The organism is Propionispora sp. 2/2-37 (assembly GCF_001298735.1).
Taxonomy (GTDB): Bacteria; Bacillota; Negativicutes; order Propionisporales; family Propionisporaceae; genus Propionispora.
Map to the genome: position 1 here is coordinate 1 of NZ_CYSP01000020.1, position 23,046 is coordinate 23,046.

At 41.3% G+C, this 23,046-nt stretch carries 26 protein-coding genes and 1 tRNA gene; all 27 read left to right on the forward strand.

Annotation, left to right across the window (positions count from 1 at the left end; translation table 11 throughout):
• Nucleotides 1–3: 3 nt before the first annotated feature.
• The 27 genes from P22_RS17470 (at nucleotide 4) to P22_RS17605 (ending at nucleotide 23,039) form a co-directional block, all read left to right on the forward strand.
• A tRNA-Asn gene (locus P22_RS17470) sits at nucleotides 4–79 on the forward strand.
• 448 nt (nucleotides 80–527) lie between these two features.
• The gene (locus tag P22_RS17475; RefSeq protein WP_054261523.1) at nucleotides 528–2,621 is read left to right on the forward strand and encodes a glutamine synthetase III family protein; all 2,094 of its coding nucleotides are present in this window, start codon (nucleotides 528–530) and stop codon (nucleotides 2,619–2,621) included.
• A 267-nt stretch (nucleotides 2,622–2,888) separates the two neighbouring features.
• Entirely contained in the window at nucleotides 2,889–3,344 is a 456-nt protein-coding gene (locus P22_RS17480; protein ID WP_054261524.1) for an RrF2 family transcriptional regulator, read from the forward strand.
• Entirely contained in the window at nucleotides 3,325–4,530 is a 1,206-nt protein-coding gene (gene nifS, locus P22_RS17485) for a cysteine desulfurase NifS (RefSeq protein WP_054261525.1), read from the forward strand. The genes P22_RS17480 and nifS overlap by 20 nt, the downstream gene beginning before the upstream one ends.
• 25 nt (nucleotides 4,531–4,555) lie before the next feature.
• Nucleotides 4,556–4,927 carry a Fe-S cluster assembly scaffold protein NifU gene (gene nifU, locus P22_RS17490; RefSeq protein ID WP_054261526.1) on the forward strand — a complete coding sequence of 124 codons (372 nt, stop codon included), beginning with the start codon at nucleotides 4,556–4,558 and terminating at the stop codon, nucleotides 4,925–4,927.
• 5 nt (nucleotides 4,928–4,932) lie between these two features.
• Entirely contained in the window at nucleotides 4,933–6,054 is a 1,122-nt protein-coding gene (gene mnmA / locus P22_RS17495; RefSeq protein ID WP_054261527.1) for a tRNA 2-thiouridine(34) synthase MnmA, read from the forward strand.
• Between the two features lie 325 nt (nucleotides 6,055–6,379).
• A complete protein-coding gene (locus tag P22_RS17505; RefSeq protein WP_054261529.1) occupies nucleotides 6,380–6,574 on the forward strand; it encodes a hypothetical protein in 195 nt (64 codons plus the stop codon).
• A 191-nt stretch (nucleotides 6,575–6,765) separates the two neighbouring features.
• A complete protein-coding gene (gene alaS, locus P22_RS17510; protein WP_373432683.1) occupies nucleotides 6,766–9,375 on the forward strand; it encodes an alanine--tRNA ligase in 2,610 nt (869 codons plus the stop codon).
• Nucleotides 9,376–9,538: 163 nt separating this feature from the next.
• Nucleotides 9,539–9,799, forward strand: coding sequence for an IreB family regulatory phosphoprotein (locus P22_RS17515; RefSeq protein ID WP_054261531.1), 261 nt, complete (start codon nucleotides 9,539–9,541; stop codon nucleotides 9,797–9,799).
• A gap of 59 nt (nucleotides 9,800–9,858) precedes the next feature.
• On the forward strand, nucleotides 9,859–10,287 hold the full coding sequence (gene ruvX, locus P22_RS17520) for a Holliday junction resolvase RuvX (RefSeq protein WP_054261589.1): 429 nt from the start codon (nucleotides 9,859–9,861) through the stop codon (nucleotides 10,285–10,287).
• A 56-nt stretch (nucleotides 10,288–10,343) separates the two neighbouring features.
• The gene (locus P22_RS17525; protein ID WP_054261532.1) at nucleotides 10,344–10,679 is read left to right on the forward strand and encodes a DUF1292 domain-containing protein; all 336 of its coding nucleotides are present in this window, start codon (nucleotides 10,344–10,346) and stop codon (nucleotides 10,677–10,679) included.
• Between the two features lie 70 nt (nucleotides 10,680–10,749).
• Entirely contained in the window at nucleotides 10,750–11,760 is a 1,011-nt protein-coding gene (gene mltG / locus P22_RS17530) for an endolytic transglycosylase MltG (RefSeq protein ID WP_069972863.1), read from the forward strand.
• Nucleotides 11,760–12,374, forward strand: a complete 615-nt coding sequence (locus P22_RS17535) for an O-methyltransferase (RefSeq protein WP_054261533.1) — start codon at nucleotides 11,760–11,762, stop codon at nucleotides 12,372–12,374. Before mltG ends, P22_RS17535 begins: the two co-directional genes overlap by 1 nt.
• A gap of 2 nt (nucleotides 12,375–12,376) precedes the next feature.
• Nucleotides 12,377–13,603, forward strand: a complete 1,227-nt coding sequence (locus P22_RS17540) for a peptidase U32 family protein (protein WP_156319041.1) — start codon at nucleotides 12,377–12,379, stop codon at nucleotides 13,601–13,603.
• Nucleotides 13,600–13,815 (forward strand): DUF4911 domain-containing protein, encoded by a 216-nt coding sequence (locus tag P22_RS17545; RefSeq protein WP_054261535.1) that lies wholly within the window; start codon nucleotides 13,600–13,602, stop codon nucleotides 13,813–13,815. Before P22_RS17540 ends, P22_RS17545 begins: the two co-directional genes overlap by 4 nt.
• A 41-nt stretch (nucleotides 13,816–13,856) precedes the next feature.
• A complete protein-coding gene (locus tag P22_RS17550) occupies nucleotides 13,857–15,515 on the forward strand; it encodes a peptidoglycan D,D-transpeptidase FtsI family protein (protein WP_054261536.1) in 1,659 nt (552 codons plus the stop codon).
• Nucleotides 15,516–15,603: 88 nt separating this feature from the next.
• The gene (aroQ, locus tag P22_RS17555) at nucleotides 15,604–16,059 is read left to right on the forward strand and encodes a type II 3-dehydroquinate dehydratase (RefSeq protein ID WP_054261537.1); all 456 of its coding nucleotides are present in this window, start codon (nucleotides 15,604–15,606) and stop codon (nucleotides 16,057–16,059) included.
• Nucleotides 16,060–16,061: 2 nt separating this feature from the next.
• Nucleotides 16,062–17,147, forward strand: a complete 1,086-nt coding sequence (locus P22_RS17560) for a M24 family metallopeptidase (protein WP_072169824.1) — start codon at nucleotides 16,062–16,064, stop codon at nucleotides 17,145–17,147.
• 29 nt (nucleotides 17,148–17,176) lie between these two features.
• Nucleotides 17,177–17,734, forward strand: coding sequence for an elongation factor P (efp, locus tag P22_RS17565; protein ID WP_054261538.1), 558 nt, complete (start codon nucleotides 17,177–17,179; stop codon nucleotides 17,732–17,734).
• 123 nt (nucleotides 17,735–17,857) lie between these two features.
• On the forward strand, nucleotides 17,858–18,310 hold the full coding sequence (locus P22_RS17570) for a CD1247 N-terminal domain-containing protein (protein WP_054261539.1): 453 nt from the start codon (nucleotides 17,858–17,860) through the stop codon (nucleotides 18,308–18,310).
• Nucleotides 18,311–18,441: 131 nt separating this feature from the next.
• Nucleotides 18,442–19,434: a stage III sporulation protein AA gene (gene spoIIIAA / locus P22_RS17575; RefSeq protein WP_054261540.1), complete on the forward strand. Its 993-nt coding sequence runs from the start codon at nucleotides 18,442–18,444 to the stop codon at nucleotides 19,432–19,434.
• Nucleotides 19,412–19,933, forward strand: coding sequence for a stage III sporulation protein AB (locus P22_RS17580; protein ID WP_054261541.1), 522 nt, complete (start codon nucleotides 19,412–19,414; stop codon nucleotides 19,931–19,933). Before spoIIIAA ends, P22_RS17580 begins: the two co-directional genes overlap by 23 nt.
• Before the next feature lie 15 nt (nucleotides 19,934–19,948).
• Entirely contained in the window at nucleotides 19,949–20,146 is a 198-nt protein-coding gene (gene spoIIIAC / locus P22_RS17585) for a stage III sporulation protein AC (RefSeq protein ID WP_054261542.1), read from the forward strand.
• Between the two features lie 30 nt (nucleotides 20,147–20,176).
• Nucleotides 20,177–20,563 (forward strand): stage III sporulation protein AD, encoded by a 387-nt coding sequence (spoIIIAD, locus tag P22_RS17590; RefSeq protein WP_054261543.1) that lies wholly within the window; start codon nucleotides 20,177–20,179, stop codon nucleotides 20,561–20,563.
• 21 nt (nucleotides 20,564–20,584) lie between these two features.
• The gene (gene spoIIIAE / locus P22_RS17595) at nucleotides 20,585–21,745 is read left to right on the forward strand and encodes a stage III sporulation protein AE (RefSeq protein ID WP_054261544.1); all 1,161 of its coding nucleotides are present in this window, start codon (nucleotides 20,585–20,587) and stop codon (nucleotides 21,743–21,745) included.
• 37 nt (nucleotides 21,746–21,782) lie between these two features.
• The gene (spoIIIAF, locus tag P22_RS17600; protein WP_054261545.1) at nucleotides 21,783–22,418 is read left to right on the forward strand and encodes a stage III sporulation protein AF; all 636 of its coding nucleotides are present in this window, start codon (nucleotides 21,783–21,785) and stop codon (nucleotides 22,416–22,418) included.
• 15 nt (nucleotides 22,419–22,433) lie between these two features.
• Entirely contained in the window at nucleotides 22,434–23,039 is a 606-nt protein-coding gene (locus tag P22_RS17605) for a hypothetical protein (RefSeq protein ID WP_054261592.1), read from the forward strand.
• The last annotated feature ends 7 nt before the right edge of the window (nucleotides 23,040–23,046 follow it).

Genomic DNA, 23,046 nt, shown 5'->3' on the forward strand with positions numbered 1-23,046 from the left:
TATTCCTCGATAGCTCAGTTGGTAGAGCAATCGGCTGTTAACCGATCGGTCGTAGGTTCGAGTCCTACTCGAGGAGCCAAAAGATGATTAAACAGGCTTTGTACATAAAGTCTGTTTTTTTTGTATACAGAACAGTAGATCTGTGTTAGACAATCTCTTTTATTCTTAACGAATCAAATCAATTGGATAATCTTACACAATGAAAAGTATATAGAATAATTGCGAAAAAGTGATTTACTATCTAGACAAAACCCAGTTTTATGCTATAATATAAACATATTTGGCAAACGTGAGTCAATGATGATTCCTTTGATATGTCTGAGTCAATGACGACTCCTATCACTGAATAGTGGGAGGAGTCTATTTTTTTTCAGATATAGCCTTGAATTTTAAGGAAAACTGCTTTTCATAATGTATATATTGCCACATTCTTTGATTTGATAGCAGATTTTTAACGCTGGCTCTATTTATGACATAAATTAGTCAAGATTTACATGCAAGATGAAAAATTGAAAGGGGTTTTGTTGATGAGCAACCTAAATCAAATTTTTGGATCAAATGTATTCAATGATGCTGTTATGAAGGAGCGTCTTCCTAAAGCTACCTATAAAGCTTTAAAGAAGACAATTGAAGAGGGGCTTCCTTTAGATCCGGCAGTTGCAGATGTAGTAGCCAGCGCAATGAAAGATTGGGCTCTTGAAATAGGTGCGACACATTTTACACATTGGTTTCAACCAATGACAGGTATCACTGCGGAAAAACATGATGCTTTTATATCGCCTACCTCTGATGGCAAAGCTATCATGGAATTCTCGGGAAAAGAATTGATTAAAGGAGAACCTGATGCTTCATCCTTCCCGTCCGGTGGTCTTAGAGCTACTTTTGAAGCTAGAGGATATACCGCATGGGATTGTACGTCACCGGCGTTTGTAAAAGATGGTTCGCTGTGCATACCGACAGCTTTCTGCTCTTATACTGGGGAAGCGTTGGACAAGAAGACTCCGTTGCTGCGCTCTATGGAAGCGCTTTCGAAACAAGCATTGCGTGTATTAAGAGCTTTAGGAAATACAACGGCTAAAAAAGTAATCACGACGGTTGGACCGGAACAAGAATATTTTATTGTTGATAAAAAAATGTATGATCAGAGAAAAGACTTGATTTTTACCGGTAGAACTCTTTTCGGGGCTAAACCGCCTAAAGGTCAGGAACTAGAAGATCATTACTTCGGATCTATTAAAGAGAGAATCTCCGCTTATATGAAAGAGTTGGATGAGGAACTTTGGAGGCTTGGAATCTCTGCAAAAACCAAGCATAATGAAGTTGCTCCTGCACAGCACGAATTGGCTCCGATATTCAGCACTACCAATATAGCAACGGATCATAACCAGCTTGCTATGGAAACAATGAAAAAGGTTGCTTTACGCCATAATCTTGTATGCCTATTGCATGAGAAGCCGTTTGCTGGAATTAATGGTTCCGGTAAGCATAATAATTGGTCCATGGGAACTGATGATGGAATGAATCTCCTGGATCCAGGTCACACGCCTCATGAAAATAAGCAATTTCTCGTATTTTTGTGCTCTGTTATAAAAGCTGTGGACGAATATGCTGATTTATTAAGGGTATCTGCTGCAAATCCTGGGAATGACCATAGATTAGGTGCCAATGAGGCTCCTCCAGCGATTATTTCTATCTTTTTGGGAGAACAACTGCAGGATATTTTGGAACAAATTGAAAATGGTGGGGCAACTACTTCCAAGACCGGTGGTCAGATGGAAATTGGTGTTACTACACTTCCTCCTTTACCTAAAGATGCGACAGATAGAAACAGAACTTCTCCATTTGCCTTTACTGGTAACAAATTTGAATTTAGAATGTGCCCTTCCTCCGCTTCGATTGCCGGACCGAACTTTGTTCTGAATACAATTGTTGCTGAAGTACTAAGCGAAGTTGCTGATAGACTGGAAAAGGCTAAAGATGTAAATGCTGAAGTAAAAGCAATTCTTACTGAATATGTAGCCAAACATAAGAAAGTCGTATTTGATGGTAATGGATATTCGGATGAATGGGTTGCAGAAGCTGAAAGAAGAGGACTTCCCAATATTAAGACTACGGTAGAAGCCATTAAAGCTTTAATTGCTCCTAAAAACATAGCAGTAATGGAAAAACATGCTGTGTTAAGTAAAGTTGAATTGGAATCCCGCTACGAGATCAATCTTGAAAATTATATCAAAACGATTAATATCGAAGCATTGACTATGCTTGAAATGGCCAAAAGACAAATCCTGCCTGCGGTAATTAAATTTGCTACAGGTCTTGCCGACTCTATTAATACAATTAAGGCAACTGGTGTTGCTGCTGATTTAACAGCACAAACCGAATTGTTGACTGAAGTTTCCTCTTTAACTGCATCGTTGAAGAAAAATATTTCTATCCTTGAAGAGGCTGTAGAAAAGGCTTCGAATGCCCACGGCGATACGTATGAACAAGCTTCTTTATTTAGATTTGATGTATTCGAAAAAATGGGTGCTTTAAGAGAAGTTGCTGATACTCTGGAAACTCTGGTAGATAGAGATGTTTGGCCAATGCCGACTTATGGAGACCTGTTGTTTAATGTATAGTATATATGATTTAAAGAGTCTGGTCAGCCAGACTCTTTGTTTTTTCTTAATCCAAGCACAAAGAAGAGGCTGTGTGTTTGCATATCAAAACCTTCACGAAATTTCGTGAAGGTTTTGATATGCAAACAAGCATAATATTTTGCTACGGAATCACAATAGTAGTAGCTCGCTGATAAAAGAAAGTATTTTGACAAGCCAGGATTTTTCTGTTATATTTGATCTCATAAAACCTATCATAATACTCGGATATACGGGAGAGATTAAACATTGAAGTTATCAACAAAGGGTCGTTATGGTGTTGCTGCTATGTATGATTTGGCTTTACATTATGGTGAAGGTCCGATACCATTAAAAAGTGTTGCCAGCCGTCAGGAAATTTCCGAACATTATTTGGAACAACTGATGGGAATATTGCGTAAGGCCGGTTATGTACAAAGTATCCGAGGTGCCCAAGGTGGTTATATACTTACACAGGATCCTGAGCAAATTTCTGTTGGGGATATTATTCGGATTATGGAAGGTCCGATTGCCCCAGTGGATTGTCTTTTAACTGATACCGGTGATAATCAATACTGTGATCGTGCAGGAAGGTGCGTAACACGCGGCGTTTGGGCTAGAGTTCGCGATAGCATTGCCGAGGTATTAGACTCTATTTCTCTTGCAGATTTATGTCGGAAAGCAAAGCTTGAAGGAGATGATATAGTTGAGAAGAATTTATTTTGATCATTCGGCAACGACTCCTGTTGATGCTGAAGTGGCTAAAGTAGTTATGGAATATATGACAGAGAAATTTGGGAATCCATCCAGTATCCATGCTTTTGGACGTGAAGTCCGTAAGGCTGTTGAAGAATCCAGGGAAAGGGTAGCTGCCTTGATTGGTGCCAGTTCAAAAGAAATTTTTTTTACTAGTGGTGGTACTGAAGCTGATAACTGGGCTCTTAAAGGAATAGCAAGCGCAAATCGGAAAAAGGGCAATCACATAATTACGTCTTCCATTGAACATCATGCCATTTTGCATACCTGTGAATATTTGGAAAAACAAGGGTTCTCTATTACCTACTTACCTGTAGATGAAAATGCAAGGGTAAATGTTGAAGATGTAAAGAAGGCAATTACAGATCAAACGATATTAATTAGTATCATGTTTGCCAATAATGAAGTGGGAACAATTCAACCGATTAAAGAAATCGGGGAAATTGCACGCGAACAGGGGATATATTTTCATACCGACGCAGTACAGGCCGTTGGCCATTATCCGATTGACGTCGGTGAGTATAATATTGATCTGCTGTCAATGGCTGGCCATAAATTTTACGGACCCAAGGGGGTTGGCGCTCTTTATATACGCCGGGGAGTAAAAATAGCACCTGGACAACAAGGGGGCGCACAGGAACGGACAATGCGAGCCGGTACCGAAAATGTGCCTGGCATAGTGGGTTTAGGTAAAGCGGCTGAAATTGCCAAAAATAATATGGAAAAAGAGATTACTCATGTGAGTGATTTGAAGGACAAATTAATGAGAGGTATTGTTGAGAAAGTTCCCGATGTAAAGCTAAATGGTCATCCAGAATTGCGTATGCCAGGCAATGTAAATTTTAGTTTTTTATATGTAGAGGGAGAATCCTTGTTGTTGAATCTGGATTTGAAGGGGATTGCTGCATCCAGTGGATCGGCATGTACATCAGGCTCATTGGATCCTTCACACGTACTGTTGGCAATGGGATTGACGCATGAGGCAGCCCATGGATCATTACGGTTATCGTTAGGGCGATACAATACGGAAGAAGATATCGCATACTGTCTGGAAGTATTGCCGGAAATAGTTGAACGATTACGTAGTATGTCACCGCTGGGTGCTAACAGCATTATTCATGAGTCTAACCCTTGCAGTTCCTGTAGCCTGCATTAATGAAGTTTGGAAGGGGATACACCTTATGTACACAGATAAAGTTATGGATCATTTTACAAATCCGCGTAATGTTGGTGAAATAAAGGATGCCAGCGGAATTGGTGAGGTCGGAAATGCAAAATGCGGCGATATTATGAGAATTTACCTGGATATAGAAAATGATATAATCAAAGATGTAAAATTTAAAACCTTTGGCTGTGGTGCTGCGATTGCCACAAGCAGTATGGTTACGGAAATGGTTAAGGGGAAAACCCTAGATGAGGCTTTAAAAATTTCAAATCAAGCGGTAGCCGAAGCATTGGACGGTCTTCCTCCGGCTAAGATGCACTGTTCCAATTTAGCTGCTGACGCTTTACATGAAGCGATTAAAGACTATATACAAAAAAGAGGAAAGTGATATTCATGAGTGCTAAACCCAGAGTGGTTGTAGCTATGAGCGGAGGGGTGGACAGTTCATTGACTGCCGCCCTCCTTGTGCGTCAGGGCTATGAGGTAATCGGTGTAACTATGCAGATTTGGGATAAAGACATTCCGACGGATGATAACGATAATCGGGGCTGTTGCTCTTTAACAGCCGTTGATGATGCGAGGAGAGTCGCTGAAAAAATAGGAATTCCCTATTATGTGCTTAATTTTCGACAAATGTTTAAAGAAAATGTAATTGATTATTTTATTCATGAATATACGGTTGGTAAAACGCCCAATCCTTGTATTGCTTGTAATCGTTATGTTAAATTTGAAGGATTATTACAAAAGGCACAAGCTCTTGGCGCTGACTATGTAGCAACAGGCCATTACGCCCGTATTCAATTTGATGAGCACATCAACCGCTATGTTTTGAAAAAAGGAATAGATCATACCAAAGATCAGTCCTATGCACTTTATCATTTAAATCAACATACGTTAAAGCATTTTTTAATGCCGCTGGGTGAATATACTAAGGTCCAAACCCGTGAAATGGCTAGAGAATTTGGTTTAGCGGTTGCCAATAAACCCGACAGCCAGGAAATTTGCTTTATTCCTGATGATGATTATAAAGGGTTCCTGGAAGAAAGAGTTCCTGAATCTTTAAGACCCGGGAATATAGTAGATATCCAGGGACGCGTTTTGGGGCGGCACAAGGGATTGCCGCTATATACGGTCGGTCAGCGTAAGGGGCTTGGGCTAGCTGTTGGAAAACCATTATATGTTGTGGCTCTCAATACGGCAACCAATGAAGTGATTGTTGGTTCTGATCAAGAGGTTTTTGGTGACAGCTTGATAGCCGGAGATTTAAATTTGATTACGATGGATACTATTGAAAGAGCCATCCAGGTTACGGCTAAGATACGGTATAGTGCCCGTGAAGCCAAGGCCTGGATAACGCCTTTGTCCGGGGGAAAGGTACATGTTGAATTTGCGGAAGCACAGCGGGCGATAACACCAGGGCAATCCATAGTTTTCTATGATGGAGATGTGGTTGTCGGAGGCGGCATTATTTTTGAAGCTTGTAATAAAAATACCGATAGTGATAATAAAAATTAATTTTCCGGGCCATACTAATAGTACAATCTATTCAAAAGGCCTGTTATGATGACATTCCATTTTCAACGACTTTCCGATAGTGGATCCGGTAATCAGGTTGATGAAATAAAAGAGGTGCGCTTATGGTTACGAATTGTCCTGTTTGTGGAAAAAGATCTGTTGGGAAGGTCGGTACAATACAGTACTATTGTTGGGAATGTTGTGTAGAATTTGTAGTGCGGAACGATGAAATTAAAGTATTTGATGTAGAGCTTGATGGTTCCTTAACCCTTTATAATAATTTTCAGGAACAAAGTATGTAATTAATCTGGAAAGGGGTGGGATGATGCGCAGGTTTTGGCAAGGTATGATTTGGGGAGGTATGGTCGGGGCTGCTTTGGGTTTGTTTATGAGGCCGATGACTCGTCCCAGCAAAAAGCCATTGGCTGATTATAGTGCCGATTCATTGGTATCTACAACAGCCGGTTTAATGAGGCAGGCCCGGAGAGCCCGCAAACGTTTAGTAAAAAAAATGAGTTAATTTTAAGAGAGGCCTTTTGGTCTCTTTTTTCGTTGAGCATATTCACAGTAGATAAAGTATTCTTCCTGACTGAGATAATACAGAAGGAAACCGTTATGTTAATCGCCAATTATTGACAACTTGAAATAAATTATGTACAATGCTAAAAGAATATGCCCAAATGCCAGTGGAGGTTGATTATTTTGATTTATATGTCAGGAAACGAATTACGAAAAAAGTTCCTTGATTTTTTTGCAAGTAAAAACCATTTGGTTTTATCTAGTTTTCCTTTAGTTCCAGAAAATGATCCGTCATTGCTGCTGATTGGAGCAGGCATGGCTCCGTTTAAACCATTTTTTACAGGTAAAATGAAACCGCCGCATGTGAGAATTTCTACCAGTCAAAAATGTGTGCGGACAGGAGATATTGAAAATGTAGGACGAACTGCCCGGCATCATACTTTTTTTGAAATGCTTGGGAATTTTTCTTTTGGTGATTACTTTAAAAAAGAAGCCATAACCTGGGCTTGGGAATTTTTAACCGAACACCTTCAGATGCCTGAGGACAAGTTGTGGGTTACTATCCATCCTAAGGACAATGAAGCGTTTGCCATATGGAGAAATGATATTGGAATACCCGAAGAGCGCATTATTAGAATGGAGGATAATTTTTGGGAAATAGGCCCGGGACCTTGTGGCCCCTGTTCAGAGATATATATAGATCTTGGCGATGAACGCGGCTGCGGCAAAGATAATTGTGGGGTTGGCTGTAACTGTGACCGGTTCTTGGAAATCTGGAATTTAGTATTTACACAATATGACCGTGACGAAGACGGAAACTATACCCCACTGGCCAAGAAAAATATTGATACCGGTGCAGGGCTGGAACGGATCGCTTCTGTGCTGCAGAATAAGAATTCCAATTTTGAAACTGATCTGCTTTTTCCCATTATTGAACATACGGCTAAAGTAGCCGGTATTGTTTACGGACAATCAGCTAAAACTGATGTATCGTTAAAGGTCATTGCCGATCATGGACGCAGCATGGCAGTTATGATTGGCGATGGTATTCTGCCTTCAAATGAAGGCAGAGGGTATGTGTTGCGCCGTATTATACGGCGGGCTGTCCGTCATGGGCGGCTTATGGGTATAGAAAAAACCTTTTTAGTAGATATTGTTGATGTAGTGACCGGCATTTTTGCTCAGGCCTGGCCGGATTTTGCGGAAAAGGGAGAATATATTAAAAAAGTTATCCGTCAGGAAGAAGAACGTTTTCAGACTACTCTAGCACAAGGGATGGAACTGCTGAATGGTCATATTGAGAGGTTGGCACAAACCGGGGGAAAAGTACTGGATGGTGCGGTTGCCTTCCAGTTATATGATACTTTTGGTTTTCCCTGGGAACTAACTTTAGAGATTCTTGCTGAGCATAATCTAGAGCTTGATAAGCAAGCTTTTGACCGGGCCATGAATGAGCAGCGTGAGCGGGCTCGTGCCGCCCGGCAGGCGAATGAGGAACGAGTGATTATCCCTGATTTATCAGGATTGAATACTGAGCAATTTATACGGGACGAAAGTACAACCCAAGCCAACATTGTCCTTCTTTGGAAAGACGGTAAGGTTGTAGAAGAAGTGCATGATGATGATAATGTGGCCATTATTTTAGACGTAACTCCTTTTTATGCTGAAAGTGGAGGGCAGGTTGGCGATAGCGGTCTTTTTACAGGGCCATTGGGGAAGGTTGAAATTATGACAGCAAAGAAGCTTCCTGATGGCACCATTTATCATTTGGGACGTGTTAGTGAGGGAACACTAAAAACCGGTGATACAGTTAGCACTGAAATTGACTGGAAAAAACGTTCTCATATTACCCGTAATCATACAGCTACCCATTTATTACAGGCAGCTCTCCGCAAGGTGTTGGGCGACCATGTTAATCAGGCCGGTTCAATGGTAACGCCGGAACGGTTGCGTTTTGACTTCACCCATTTTGCGCCTGTTACCCAAGAGCAGTTGGCGGAAGTGGAGATGCTTGTAAACAGGGAAGTATTGGCGAATAATCAGGTAGAAAAAATGGAGACAACTCAAGATAAAGCCAAAGAAATGGGGGCTACTGCCTTATTTGGAGAAAAATATGGCGATATTGTACGGGTAGTCCGCATTGCCGATTTCAGCAAAGAACTTTGTGGCGGTTCTCATGTAGCAAGTACCGGTGAGATTGGTATCTTTAAAATTTCCAGTGAGGCGGGAATTGGTTCAGGAGTACGCAGAATAGAAGCTGTTACCGGTTTTGGAGCATTAGAATATATAAATTCCCGTGAAACTCTTCTGCTGACAGCAGCCAACCTTTTAAAAACTCGTCCGGAGGAAATCCTTCCACGTTTAGATGGAGTTTTAAACAGCGTAAAAGAGTTGGAACACGAACTTGCTTTACTGAAAACTAAGCTGGCCAAGGGAGAAGTACAGAATTTGCTTGACAAAGTACAGACCATTCAAAACGTCCGGGTCGTCATCGGAGCTGTGGCTGTTAACGATGCTGACGGATTGCGGTCCGTGGCTGATATGATACGTGAACAGCTTGGTTCAGGAGTTGTGGGACTTAGTGCCGTCATTGGCGATAAAGTCAATTTTGTAGTTATGGCTACCAAGGATGTTATTGCCAGGGGAATCCACGCCGGGAATATTGTCAAAGCGGCAGCTTCTGCAGCCGGCGGTGGTGGCGGTGGCCGTCCGGATATGGCTCAGGCCGGTGCAAAACAGCCTGAAAAAGCCGGGGTGGCGTTGGAAGCTATGTTGAATATCATTAAGCAACAACTGGGATAAGAAGCAAAAATCAGGCGAAGGTAATTCGCCTGATTTTTGTAATAGTGGCAATAAAATTCATCCAAGATTTAAATAATAAGGTGTGTTATTTTAAAGGAAAAGTTTGTTTGAGCCCGAATATATGGTATATATAGGGAGATAATAGAAAAGAGGAGGATGCCCTATGTCAAATGTATCGCAAGAAACCATGATGTTTCGTGTGGAAAATGAAGAAAACATGGCTGCGGCCGCTATTATTGCCATAGTCGATAAAGCTTTGAAAGATAAGGGGTACAATCCTGTTAATCAAATAGTAGGATATCTTTTATCCGGTGATCCCACCTATATTACAAGTTATAATAATGCCCGGAGTTTAATAAGAAAATTAGAACGTGATGAATTATTGGAAGAGTTTGTTCGGGCATATCTGAAAGATAAGGAATGATGTTAAGTATAATATCGGAGGGTTTATCAAAAAATAGGGCCGTAAGTTTGCGAGGTAATATGCGTATTTTGGGACTTGATGTTGGCGATAAGACAATTGGCGTAGCAGTTAGCGATCTGTTGCAGCTCACTGCACAAGGGGTTGAAGTGATCCGACGGCGTACAGAAGATCACGATTTTTCCAGACTAAATGAGTTAATTAATCAATATGAAGTTGATTCTGTTGTTGTAGGGCTGCCGAAAAATATGAACGGAACTATTGGTCCCAGGGGAGAATTCACTCAAAAATTTGCTGAAGATCTGGAGAAAAAATTTCCTCTGCTTAACGTTGTTTTGTGGGATGAACGCTTGTCCACCGTGGCTGCAGAAAAATCGCTCATTGCAGCAGATGTTAGCAGGAATAAGCGTCGCCAGGTAATTGACAAGATGGCTGCGGTTTTTATTCTGCAGGGATACCTTGATAGCCTGCCACGTCATCAAATTCCTTGACAGGGCATGGTTTCTGGGATAGAATTTACAAGATACTAAACAAAAGAGGTGAGAGAATGGCTGATTTTGAAAATGATGATTTAGATGAACTTGACGAAGAATCAGTAGTGGTTATGACTGACGAAGAGGGAAATGAATATTACTATCGTGAAGATATGATTATTCCTGTCGGGGAAAAACGATATGCAATCCTGATTCCCATTGATATTGAAGATTGTCATTGTGAAGATCATGATTGTGATTGCGATGATGAAGAGATTGATGTATACATAGCTCGTGTTGATGTTGATGATTCCGGTGAGGATGTATATGTTGATCCCACGGACGAGGAATTTGAAGAAGTTCGCAAGGCCTATGAGGAGCTTATGGAAGAGGAAGATGAAGCTGAATAGGCTTCATTTTTTTTGTCTGATTGTGTATAATAAAGTCATTGTAAGGGGATAGTTAGGCAGGTGAAATAAATTGGAACAACGGACTTGGATAACAGTAAAGTGGCCGTTATGGGTAATTTTGGCAGTTTTTTCATTTAGTATGTTTATATTAGGTATGATGCAGCCTGCAACACCGGCAAAGGGAGAGGCCGTGGTGATTGTGGTAAAGACAGGAATGAATTCCGAGCAAATTGCCCAAATGCTATACAAACAGGGAGTTATTGAAAGCGCAGGTATGTTTCAACTTGTGGCTAAATGGAAGAGTCTGGGGAATTCCCTGCAGGCCGGCGAGTATTCCATTATTAAGGGGACAGCTGTAACTAAAATTGTCGATATGTTGGCGAGAGGTCAGACTAATTATCAACAGTTGACAATCCCAGAGGGATATACTGTCAATCAAATTGCAAAATTGATTGGTGATAAACAGCTCGGGAATCCGGAGAAATTTCGGGAACTAGCCAGACGGCAGGCAGGATATGATTATATGGCAGATACTGATCCGGCGGTTATGTATGCCACAGAAGGGTATTTATTCCCCGATACTTATCAGATCGCGAAGGGGGCTACTGAAGAAGAATTGCTAAATATGCTATTACATCAGTTCAATGAAAAACTTACCTCGCAAATGCGGGAAAGGGCAAAGACAATGGGATTGTCTGTAAAGGAACTGATTATTTTGGCTTCTTTAGTGGAGAAAGAGGCACAATTGGAAAAGGACCGCCCGGTTATAGCTGGTGTCTTTCTTAACCGGTTAAAGCAGGACATGCCTTTGCAATCCTGTGCTACAATTCAATATATTCTGGGTTATCCTAAGCCCGAACTCACGGTTGAAGATACTCGAATAGCGTCGCCTTTTAATACGTATCAACATAGAGGTTTGCCTCCCGGCCCTATTGCCAACCCAGGCATGGCATCTATTAATGCGGTGTTGCACGCCGCTCCGACCGACTACTTGTATTTCGTTGCCGATAAAAATGGCGCTCACCATTTTAGCCGGACTTACGATGAACATCTGCAAGAAATTGAAAAGGTGCGTAACTAATGACTGAACTTTTTGAAGAATCATATCTGTTAAATGAAATGAGAAACTATGCAAAAACAAATCACATTCCTATTATAGCACCGGAGGGAGCTTCTTTATTACTTCAGGCAATTCTTGCCCGTCAGCCGCATGTTATTTTGGAAATCGGATCGGCTATTGCTTATTCGACGCTACTGATGGCTATGTGTATGCCGCCGGGGGCTTCTATTATAACGATTGAAATTAATGACGACAGGATCGAAACAGCGCAAGAGTATATAGCCAGGTCAGGTTTTGCCAGCCGCATTCAGTTAATTCAGGGTGATGCGGCTGTTGTTCTTCCCACTCTGCAGGGGAGTTTTGATTTTGTGTTTATTGATGCAGCTAAGGGGCAATATTTAGATTATCTGAATAAAATAAAGACCCGGCTCGCTCCGCAGGCTACGATTATTGCCGATAATGTTTTATTTCGCGGCATGGTTAGGTCGGATGCAAAACCGCCCAGACGATTTAAAACCATTGTAAAACGGTTACGCGATTATTTGCATTTTGTGACTACCCATCCCGAATTTACCACACAGACGTATGAGCATGGAGACGGCCTGGCAATTTCATATTATCAAAGGAGCGAATGAATGTGCATATACCTGAGCTTTTGGCTCCGGCAGGCAATTTAGAAAAATGCAAAATGGCCCTATTATATGGCGCTGATGCTGTTTATATGGGGGGAAAAGATTTTGGCCTCAGAGCCTTTGGCGGTAATCTGAACGATAATGAGTTACAGGATGCAGTCCGGTTTGCACATAGTTTAAAAAAGAAAGCATATGTTACAGTTAATATCTTTCCTTATCAGGAAGATTTAATTAAGTTGCCGGACTATATTGAGTTTTTATCTCAAATTGCCGCGGATGCAGTGATTGTCTCCGATCTAGGTGTTTTTCGTTTAGTTCGAGACATAGCACCTGAGATGGCGATTCATGTCAGTACACAGGCAAACAACATTAACTGGTCTTCCGTACTTGCCTGGCAGGAGATGGGGGCCAGTCGCGTTGTCTTGGCTCGTGAATTATCATTAGCGGATATTGAAGTCATCCGTTCGAAGGCCAATATTGAACTGGAGGCGTTTGTACATGGGGCCATGTGTATTTCTTATTCCGGTCGTTGTTTGTTGAGCAACTATTTTACTGGTCGTGACGCCAATCATGGTGAATGTGCCCAGCCTTGCCGTTGGAAATACTCGCTTGTTGAAGAGAAACGTCCCGGGCAGTATTTTCCGGTTATGGAAGACGGGCGCGGCACTTATATTTTTAATTCTAAAGATTTGTGTCTACTTCCTTATCTGCCTCAATTGGTCCAGGCAGGTATTGATAGTTTTAAAATTGAAGGACGAATGAAGAGTATACATTATGTCGCTACAGTAGTAAAAGCCTATCGTGAAGCTTTGGACAGCTTGGCACAAGATCCTCAGGGTTATCACATGAAATCTGTTTGGCAGGAAGAATTAAATAAGGTTTCCCATCGCGAGTATACCAGCGGTTTTTATTTTAAGAAAACGACAGAAGCGGATCAGATTTACGGGTCTTCTTCCTACACGCAGACGCATGATTTTATCGGATTGATACATTCTTATCAGAGTGATACTGGTGTGGCTCTGGTGGAGCAGCGAAATCATATGAAAGTTGGGGATATAGTTGAAATAGCACAGCCCGGTTGTCCTAATTTTACGCAAAAAATTGAAGAAATGTTTGATAGTGAAGGAAATGCAATTTCTGCGGCGCCGCATCCGCAACAAATGATTCGCCTGCCTGTTAAACAAGCTGTGGTACCATATGCTATGATACGTAGAAAGGTGAGACCATCGTGAATAAGGAAGCCATATACATTCGGGTACTTCCGTCGGATATAAATTATATTAATCGAATTATGGAGGGATATGAATATTTAGGGATAGTGACTACAATTAACCGTTCGGAGGGTATTTTAAAGGTCAGGGTTACACCGGACACATATGATGAAGTGGAAATGATCTTATCGCATTTGCCGGTCACAGTGGAAATGATTCCGCCTGTTGCTTAAAATTATTAATGAAAAGCCATACTACACACAGAGGTGATAGGATGGCTTATTCTGTTGGTCGCATTTATAAAATTGCTTGCTTTTTTTTCGTGATAGGCAGCTTGTTAATTGCCCGGTTATTTTATTTGCAGGTTCTGGAAAGTCCTAAACTTGCCATTGAAGGCTTAAGCGGACGGGTTGAAGAAGTCCCGGTGGGAGTTTCCCGCGGCAATATCTATGACCGAAACGGAATTCCTTTAACTAATACTGCACAGTCTTTTTATTTAACTGTTTTCCCGGGGCAGATAAAAGATAAAAAACAGACGGTAGATCAATTGGTCAATCTGTTGGGATTAGATAAACAAGTAATTTCGCAACAGTTAATGGAAGAATGGCGTCCTTTTAAAATTAATACGGCTCTTACTGAGGCTGAGGCACAACAGATCAATCAAATGCATATGCCAGGTGTTTTGGCTATTGCCGAAAAAAATCGCTATGGACATAGTTCACTAGCCGTTCATGTGACAGGCTATGTTAATGCAGCGGATAATCGGGGTGTTAGCGGCATTGAAAGTATGTACGATGAGTTGTTAGCAGGGGATCAGACTGAGCATGTTGCCGCTCTGGTTGATGCGGGGCAGCGGCTAATCCCGGGATTGGGTTATACCCGACTGAAATTGGGGAGTAATACGGAGCCTAGTAATGTTGTACTGACTTTGGACAGCCGGATTCAAAAAGTGGTGGAAACGGTTATGGATAGGTATGGCATTAAAGGAGCAATCGTGATCCTGCAGCCTTATACCGGTGAAATTCTAGCCATGGCATCCCGTCCCAATTTCGATCCTGAGCATATTGAAAGTTATTTAAATCTAAATACAGCTCCTTTCCTCAATCGGGCTCTTTCCGCTTATCAGCCTGGATCGGTTTTTAAATTGGTGGTGGCTGCCGCTGCTCTGGAAAACCATATCGTTCAGCCTGAAGATGTGTTTTTTGATCCCGGCTATGTAACAGTTAATGATTTGCGTTTTTATGGCTGGGACTATGAACGGGGCGAACGTGGTTATATTACTTTTACTGATGCTATGGCTTACTCAAGCAATCCAACATTTATTACGGTAGGGTTAAAACTAGGAGCTGAAAAATTAATATCCTTTGCCCATAAACTGGGATTTGGTTCAAAAACCAGCTTGTCTTTTGACGAGGAAGCTGCGGGAAACTTGCCAGTAAGTGACAATATTTATCCCGGTGAACTGGCTAACCTGGCAATCGGCCAGGGGAGTTTCGAGGCGACGCCTTTACAATTTGCCGCTTTAGTGGCAACGATTGTCAATGATGGAATCAAAGTTAATCCATATATAGTTGGCAAACTGACTAATGTTGATGGTAAGGTAATAAAAACATTTAGTCCGAATCAAGGGGTTAGAGTATTTTCAAGCAATACAGCCCAAGCGATGCGTCGGATGATGACAGCTGTCACCCGTTATGGGACGGGAGAAGCAGCCGACATACCGGATTTTGGCTCGGCTGGTAAAACCGGTTCAGCAGAAACTGGCCGGATGCAAAAAGGAAAAAGTGTAAATCATGCATGGTTTGCTGGTTATACACCGCTTGAGCGGCCACAGTATGCCGCCGTTATTTTTGTAGAGGAGGGGAGATCGGGCGGTGATGTTGCTGCCCCCCTATTTCATGAGATTTTTACCCAAATATTGAAAAAGTCATGATTTTTTGCAAAAAACAGTTTGTAATATAGGCAAAAATATAAAATCGTGGTAAAATTATAAAGTTAATTGATCTAGAGGTTGTGATAATTTGGTTGATAAGAAGCCTTGTATTTTGGTGCTGCATGGACCAAATTTAAATTTGTTGGGCAGACGGGAACCTGAAATATATGGAACTTTCACTTTAGAGGATATTAATGGGCAACTAAAAGAGCGGGCAGATGAGTTGGGCTTAGGTATTGATTTTATTCAAACCAATTATGAGGGAAAAATGATTGAGAGTATTCAAGAGTCTGACGGACGTTATGATTGTATTATCTTAAACGCGGCGGCATTTACACATTACAGCATTGCAGTGAGGGATGCAATTGCTGCTGTTTCCACTCCGGTTATTGAAGTTCATTTATCTAACATCTATAAGCGGGAAGAGTTTCGGCATTATTCGGTTATTTCTTCTGTGGTGTGCGGTCAGATTAGCGGTTTTGGAACGGACAGCTATCTTTTGGCTTTGGAAGGAGCGGCCAGAATGATTCATAGGGGGAATTAGGTGTGCAGCCAAGAATACGACGTTTACGTGATTTCATGGCTAATCATGGTCTTGACGGATTTTTAGTCAGTAAACCGGAAAATAGACGATATTTTAGTGGCTTTACCGGTTCGGCCGGAGTTCTGTTTATTACGGAAAATCAGGCCAAGCTGTTGACCGATTTTCGTTATATGGAACAAGCTACCGACCAGGCAGGCGATCAATATGATATCATCCGGTATGGAGGAAGTACAGATAATAGTCTTTATAAAGTTGTGTCCGGACTTGTAGCTCATCACAAGCTTTGTAAAGTTGGGTTTGAAGGTGATTTTACAACCTTTCAGATTTATTCCAGTTTGATAAGGGAGGTACCCGGCTGTCTTTTCGAGTCGGCTCAACTAGACGGATTGCGGGTGGTAAAAGACGAAAGGGAACTGGGGCTTATCAGGAAAGCCGTAAACATTGCTGATCAGGCGTTTACACATATATTATCCGTTATTAAGCCGGGGATTAGTGAGTATGATGTAGCCTTGGAACTTGAATATAAAATGCGGCGGTTAGGAGCAGAAAAGCCCGCTTTTGATACGATTGTGGCTTCTGGTCTGCGTGGTGCGTTGCCGCATGCCACACCACTGTCTGATAAACTGCTGGCTGAAGGCGAATTCATTACAATGGATTTTGGCGCGGTTTATCAGGGTTACCATTCGGATATTACTAGAACTGTAGTTTTGGGGTGTGCCAATAAGAAACAAAAAAAATTATACGACCTTGTTCTTAGCGCCCAAACTGCTGGAGTAGCGGCGGTCGCTTCCGGGAAAGTATGCCGGGATGTTGATAAAGTTGCCCGCAATATAATCTCTGATGCCGGATATGGCGAATTCTTCGGGCATGGATTAGGTCATGGCGTTGGACTTGCCATTCATGAGGAACCGCGGCTGACTGTATCCAGTGAGGATGTGGTGTTAAAGGAAAACATGGTGGTTACGGTTGAGCCGGGAATATATTTGCCGGGGTGGGGTGGTTTGCGGATTGAGGACACAGTAGTTGTTTGTGCTGGTGGCAGTGAAATTTTAACTGCCAGCAGTAAACAATTAATAGAAATACAGTAATTATAGGTATTGTTTGGAGGTAAACAGTAATGATTTCATCAAGTGATTTTCGTAATGGAGTAACAATTGAAATTGATAATGATGTCTGGCAGGTAGTTGATTTTCAGCACGTTAAACCGGGTAAAGGAGCCGCCTTTGTGCGTGCAAAGTTAAAGAATGCACGTACGGGGGCGGTTGTTGAGCGTACGTTTAATCCTGGTGAAAAACTACCTAAAGCTCATGTTGATCGCCGCGAAATGCAGTTTCTGTATGAAAGTGATGGCGCCTATAATGTAATGGATAATGAGACTTTTGAGCAATTTTCCTTGTCAAGTGAACAGTTAGGTGAGGCAACAAGATATTTAAAGGAAAATATGAATATTAACGTTATATTTTTCCAGGGAACAGTGATTGGCGTGGATTTGCCGACTTCTGTCGAGTTAACTGTTGTTGAAACCGATCCCGGAATTCGTGGTGATACGGCTACAGGAGGAACTAAACCGGCCAAGCTGGAAACAGGATATGTTGTACGTGTGCCGCTGTTTATTAATGTGGGTGAAGTGTTAAGAATCGATACTCGTTCGGGTGAGTATATTGAGAGAGCTTAGTTATATTTAAACTAAACCGCTGTGGAAAACAGCGGTTTTTGTTTTTGGTCTATATTATGTTTTTTGTTTGGCTGGATATACTATGTATTGTACATGATGATAGCTATATAAAGGGGGGTAATCATGGGAAATTTAAAAGAAAAAGTTGCATATCTGCAGGGCTTGACACAAGGGCTAAACATTAGCGAACATTCGGCAGAAGGTAAATTAATCTTAAATATTATTGATGTGTTAGATGAAGTGGCAGATGAATTTTACGATATGAATCTAGCGCACCAAGATCTTGAGGATTATGTGGAAACAATGGATGAGGACTTGACAGAACTGGAAGAACTGTATAAAGAAGATTTGTATCAGGCAGATGAACTTGTCGAAGTGGATTGCCCTCATTGCCACGAGCGGGTAAATTTTGAAGCAGATATATTGGAAGAAGCCGGGGAGGTAGAAGTGACTTGTCCGTATTGTGGTAAAGTGGTATATAACAGCTTGGATTCAGAGTATATTCCCGGGACGATTGATATAAGTGATACGGATGACGTCGTGGATGTTCGCAGCACTATTCATCCGGGAGTGTAGGACTTTGCTCTATATACGGAATATGTAATATAACTATTTTAAAAATCCTGGGTAACCGGGATTTTTTTCTTTTGTTATTGGTATAAAGTAATTCTTTTTTCATATCTATGTAAAGAAAGGATTGAAAGTAGATGATAAGCAATGTTTGTTCAATTTTGCCACCAGTATTGGCCGGTATAGTGAAAAAGATATCTGATGCAATCATGCGGGACGTGACAGAAATCCGAATGCGCATTAATCAGCCTTTACTTATGGTTTTAACGAGTCGCGATATTATGTTTAATTCCTCAGGAGAAACCGTGAACGATATAAACAAAGCATACAGATGTTCACGTGAAGATTTAATACAGGTAATGCAGCTCGTCAGTAAAAATTCGTTATATGCTTTTGAACAAGAACTTCGTATGGGATATTTCACCATTATCGGAGGGCATCGGATTGGGGTGGCTGGTCAGGCTATTATGGAAAACGGACAAGTCAAGGCATTAAAAAATATTAGTTCGATTAATATACGTATTGCCAGAGAGGTTAAAGGCTGTGCAGATCCGCTTATGACCTATATTTTAGGTAAGAGAATAGCCAGTACTTTACTTATTTCGCCGCCGCGTTGCGGGAAAACCACCATTCTGCGTGATATAATCCGGCAGCTTAGTAGCGGCTCTAATTATAAAAGCTTTAACGGGGTACAGATCGGGCTGGTAGATGAACGTTCTGAGATTGCAGCATGTCAACATGGTATTCCCACCATGGATTTAGGACATCGGGTAGATGTCCTGGACGGCTGTCCAAAAGCAAGCGGGATGCTGATGCTTATCCGTTCGATGGCCCCGCAAGCCATTATTACCGATGAGTTAGGTCGTCATGAGGATGTTCAGGCGGTTCGGGAAGCACTTAATGCGGGAATCAGTGTAATTACTACTGTCCACGGAAATGATGAAAAAGAAATTTTGCATCGGCCTTATGTGAGCGAACTGATAAAAAATCGATTTTTTGATCGATATATAATTCTGGATAATCAACCGAAGATAGGGACTATTAAGAAAGTTGTGGCAGTCAAGGAAGATAAAATTTTGTATTCTTATAATGAAAAGGAGCAAGACCATGTGGTTGAAACTTCTAGGTAGTTTACTGATTATTTTTGCCGGAACATCCATCGGATGCAGTTTTGCTAACCGATGTAGTGAGCGACCCAAACAGATACGGCACATTTTGAATTGCTTAGCATCATTGCGTTCCTATATTAATTATGCAGCCATTCCCCTGCCGGAGGCATTAAAATTATGTACCAACAGCACGGAAGGGGTAATTCGGGATCTATTTGAAGGTATGTCCGGTATTTTAGAGAGAACTGGCTGGATAACACCGAAGGATGCCATGCTCCAGGCGATAGCCTTGTTTGAGAAAAACATGGCGTTAGACAAGCCTGAATTAGAGATGCTGGTACTTTTAGGGGCAAATTTGGGAACAGCAGACCATACAGAACAAGAAAAATTTTTATCAATGATTCAAAGTGAACTAGAAAAGATCGAACAGAACGCCATTAAGCTGAGAGATCAGAATGTGAAACTATACCGTTACTTGGGTATTTGTGGCAGTTTGGCCGTGATCATATGCTTGGTTTAGGAAGGAGGCAAAAAGATGGGGTTAGATATGTTATTTAAAATTGCAGGAGTGGGCATTTTAGTTTCCGTATTGCATACTGCACTAAAGCAGGCGGGAAAAGAAGATATGGCACATTTATGCACATTAGCCGGTTTTGCAATGGTATTATTGTGGGTGGTTCAGCTTCTGGGAAGGTTATTTACTACTGTTCAGGATGTATTTAAATTATTTTAATGATTGACGGGGATAGGGAGTGTAAGAAAGGTGGACATCATACAAATTATCGGAATAGGGTTTGTTGTGACTTTACTTAGCCTGATTATCCGGCGAGAGCGTCCGGAAATTGCTTTACAATTAACTCTGGCCCTGTCTGCTATTATTTTCTTACTGATTCTTGCCAAAATAAATACCGTCCTGAACCTCTTTCGTGATTTAGCAGAAAAGGCGAATATAAGTCAATTGTACTTAAATACCATTTTAAAAATCATTGGCATTGCCTATATTGCTGAGTTTGGTGCACAGGTATGCCGGGACGCCGGGGAAGGTGCAATAGCGGGAAAAATCGAACTGGCGGGTAAAGTGATGGTCATGGTCATGGCAATTCCCATTATTGTATTGGTTTTAGACACTGTGGTACGTTTGATTCCATAATTCCGGCTAAGGTGGAATAACATGAAGATACTGTTAATATCCGTTTTTCTTTGCCTGATTTTAACTTCCAGCACGGCGGGAGCGTCAATGGATCAGGAAAATGCAATGCAGCAGATAACTGAACAACTGTCTTTGGAAGAAATTAACTCATTTGTGAATCAAATTAATCGGGAACTCAATGAGGAACTGCCCGGATTTCAAATGGTAACTATTCATGATCTGGTGGAAAAAGGACTGAATGTCGATTGGAGTCAGATCGGCAATATTTTGGTTTCTGTTTTTTTTAAAGAGATAGCCGCGCATTTGCATTTATGCGGGAAGTTATTGTTTCTAGCTGTACTTTGCGCCTTGCTGCAAAACTTACAAAATTCTTTTGAACGCAGCAATATTTCTTTGTTAGCCTATAGTGTTTGTTTCTGTTTTTTAGCAGTGATCGCACTTACTGCAATCTATAATGTATTAGAAATGGCTAGGCAGACAGTGGGTACTATGGTGAGTTTCATGCAGGCACTCTTACCTATATTAATTTCCCTGCTGGCCGGGGTGGGTGCTGTGACGTCGGCAGCATTACTTACACCGTTGATGCTTTTTTTAATTAGTATGGTTAGTATTATTGTTAAAGACGTTGTATTACCCTTGCTGTTTTTGACAACGGCCCTGGAATGCGTGAATTATCTATCCAGTACATATCAACTGAGTAATTTAACAACCGTACTAAAGCAGGGAGGAATTATCGTACTAAGTTTATCTCTAGTGGTTTTTATCGGCGTTATAACAATTCAAGGAGTATCAGGAAGCGTATCTGACGGAATCACCCTGCGTACCGCTAAGTATGCTACCGCCACATTCATTCCTGTAGTCGGAAAAATGTTTGCCGATACTGTCGAACTGGTGATGGGAGCGTCACTGCTTTTAAAAAATGCGGTAGGAATTTTTGGAGTATTGGCTATTCTAATGATATGCGTCTGGCCGCTGTTAAAAATATTTTCATTGATTGTCATCATTAAATTAACCGGCGCTTTGATTCAGCCTATGGGGGATGAAAAAATGGCGAAATGCCTTGATCTTATGGGGAATAATTTATTGCTGGTTTTTGGTGGAGTACTTACAGCAGCATTGATGTTCTTCTTAGCCATTACAATGATCATTGGTGTGGGAAATGTAACCATGATGCTGCGATGACAAAGCCGGCCTACAAAAAAGAAGTTAGGTGCATAACGTGATCAATGAATTAACCCTCTGGATAAAAAATATTATTTTAGTAGTTTTATTTGCATCCTTTCTGGATTTATTGCTTCCGAGCAGTAGTATGCAGCGGTTTGTAAAGGCTATTGTTGGCTTGTTTATTATGTTGACTATCTTAAACCCTATAGTGAATTTTTTTCAGAATAAGTGGAATCCGGAAATTGCTATAGCCAGCACTTCGGCAGATACCAGCGAAGTTGCCAATATTGATACCTTAATGCAGGATGTAATTGCTGAACGGGAAAAAATCTCTAAAGAATTCTATATTAAAGATTTGAGTAAACAGGTTCGCACACTGATAGTGGCTATGAAGGGAGTTGCCGATGCCAAAGTATCGGTTGAAATTCAAGATAATGAAGCTGATAGTCGTAAAGGCGGTATCAAAAAAATTATCGTATATGTTAAGCCAGGGAGCCAGTCTAAAGAAGTTAGCGCAATTGAGACAATAAATAAAGTTTCGATTCCTGACAAAGAAAATCAGCGTCAGGATAGTAGAAAAGAAAACGAAGACACTACGTTGGATGGATCACTACAAGATAAAATACAGGATACGATAGCAAATTTGTATTTTATCTCCAAGGAGCAAATAGAAGTACGTAAGATCTATTAGATGGGGGTTTTTATTATGCTTGAATTAGCCAAAGTTTTTACTAAAGGCAAAAGTATGTGGCCGGTACACCTCCTGAAAAACGGGAATATTAGCGCCCGTTTATTATGGCTGGGGCTGTTAGGGGTTATTTTATTGATTTTGGGCAGCTTTTGGGAAAATGATGCTGTACAGATACCGGAAAAACAGTTGCCCGATATGAAAGCGCCTGCTTCTGTAAAAACGGAAAGTTATGAAGAAATTTTGGCTGATAAGTTATCTGGTTTGTTGTCGCGTATTCAGGGAGCCGGCGAGGTAGCCGTTACGATTACATTGGAAAACGGCAGTACGCAAGAACATGCAAAGAATATAACCAAAGAAAGCCGGACTATTTCAGAAAAAGACACGGCTGGCGGCATACGTACGACAACCGAGACCAAAGAGAGTGAACAAGTATTGCTGACAAAAGATAATGGAACAGATAAGCCCGTCGTAGTCCGTGAAATTAAACCAGTTGTAAAGGGAGTATTAGTTGTCGCCGAAGGTGCATATGATTCTGCGGTAAAGGCCAATTTAATGAAGGCTGTAGAGGCGGGATTAGGAATACCCGCTCATAAAATAACGGTTTTGCCACAAAAAAGATAAGGGGGAG

Excerpts from the sequence above, each read along its gene's own strand:
- spoIIIAA (WP_054261540.1), top strand. The coding sequence starts at position 18,442 with ATGATAAGCAATGTTTGTTCAATTTTGCCACCAGTATTGGCCGGTATA.
- efp (WP_054261538.1), top strand. The coding sequence starts at position 17,177 with ATGATTTCATCAAGTGATTTTCGTAATGGAGTAACAATTGAAATTGAT.
- spoIIIAC (WP_054261542.1), top strand. The coding sequence starts at position 19,949 with ATGGGGTTAGATATGTTATTTAAAATTGCAGGAGTGGGCATTTTAGTT.
- spoIIIAE (WP_054261544.1), top strand. The coding sequence starts at position 20,585 with ATGAAGATACTGTTAATATCCGTTTTTCTTTGCCTGATTTTAACTTCC.
- P22_RS17605 (WP_054261592.1), top strand. The coding sequence starts at position 22,434 with ATGCTTGAATTAGCCAAAGTTTTTACTAAAGGCAAAAGTATGTGGCCG.
- alaS (WP_373432683.1), top strand. The coding sequence starts at position 6,766 with ATGTCAGGAAACGAATTACGAAAAAAGTTCCTTGATTTTTTTGCAAGT.
- nifU (WP_054261526.1), top strand. The coding sequence starts at position 4,556 with ATGTACACAGATAAAGTTATGGATCATTTTACAAATCCGCGTAATGTT.
- ruvX (WP_054261589.1), top strand. The coding sequence starts at position 9,859 with ATGCGTATTTTGGGACTTGATGTTGGCGATAAGACAATTGGCGTAGCA.
- P22_RS17580 (WP_054261541.1), top strand. The coding sequence starts at position 19,412 with ATGTGGTTGAAACTTCTAGGTAGTTTACTGATTATTTTTGCCGGAACA.
- P22_RS17515 (WP_054261531.1), top strand. The coding sequence starts at position 9,539 with ATGTCAAATGTATCGCAAGAAACCATGATGTTTCGTGTGGAAAATGAA.
- mnmA (WP_054261527.1), top strand. The coding sequence starts at position 4,933 with ATGAGTGCTAAACCCAGAGTGGTTGTAGCTATGAGCGGAGGGGTGGAC.
- P22_RS17525 (WP_054261532.1), top strand. The coding sequence starts at position 10,344 with ATGGCTGATTTTGAAAATGATGATTTAGATGAACTTGACGAAGAATCA.
- P22_RS17550 (WP_054261536.1), top strand. The coding sequence starts at position 13,857 with ATGGCTTATTCTGTTGGTCGCATTTATAAAATTGCTTGCTTTTTTTTC.
- P22_RS17505 (WP_054261529.1), top strand. The coding sequence starts at position 6,380 with ATGCGCAGGTTTTGGCAAGGTATGATTTGGGGAGGTATGGTCGGGGCT.
- P22_RS17570 (WP_054261539.1), top strand. The coding sequence starts at position 17,858 with ATGGGAAATTTAAAAGAAAAAGTTGCATATCTGCAGGGCTTGACACAA.
- P22_RS17475 (WP_054261523.1), top strand. The coding sequence starts at position 528 with ATGAGCAACCTAAATCAAATTTTTGGATCAAATGTATTCAATGATGCT.
- P22_RS17535 (WP_054261533.1), top strand. The coding sequence starts at position 11,760 with ATGACTGAACTTTTTGAAGAATCATATCTGTTAAATGAAATGAGAAAC.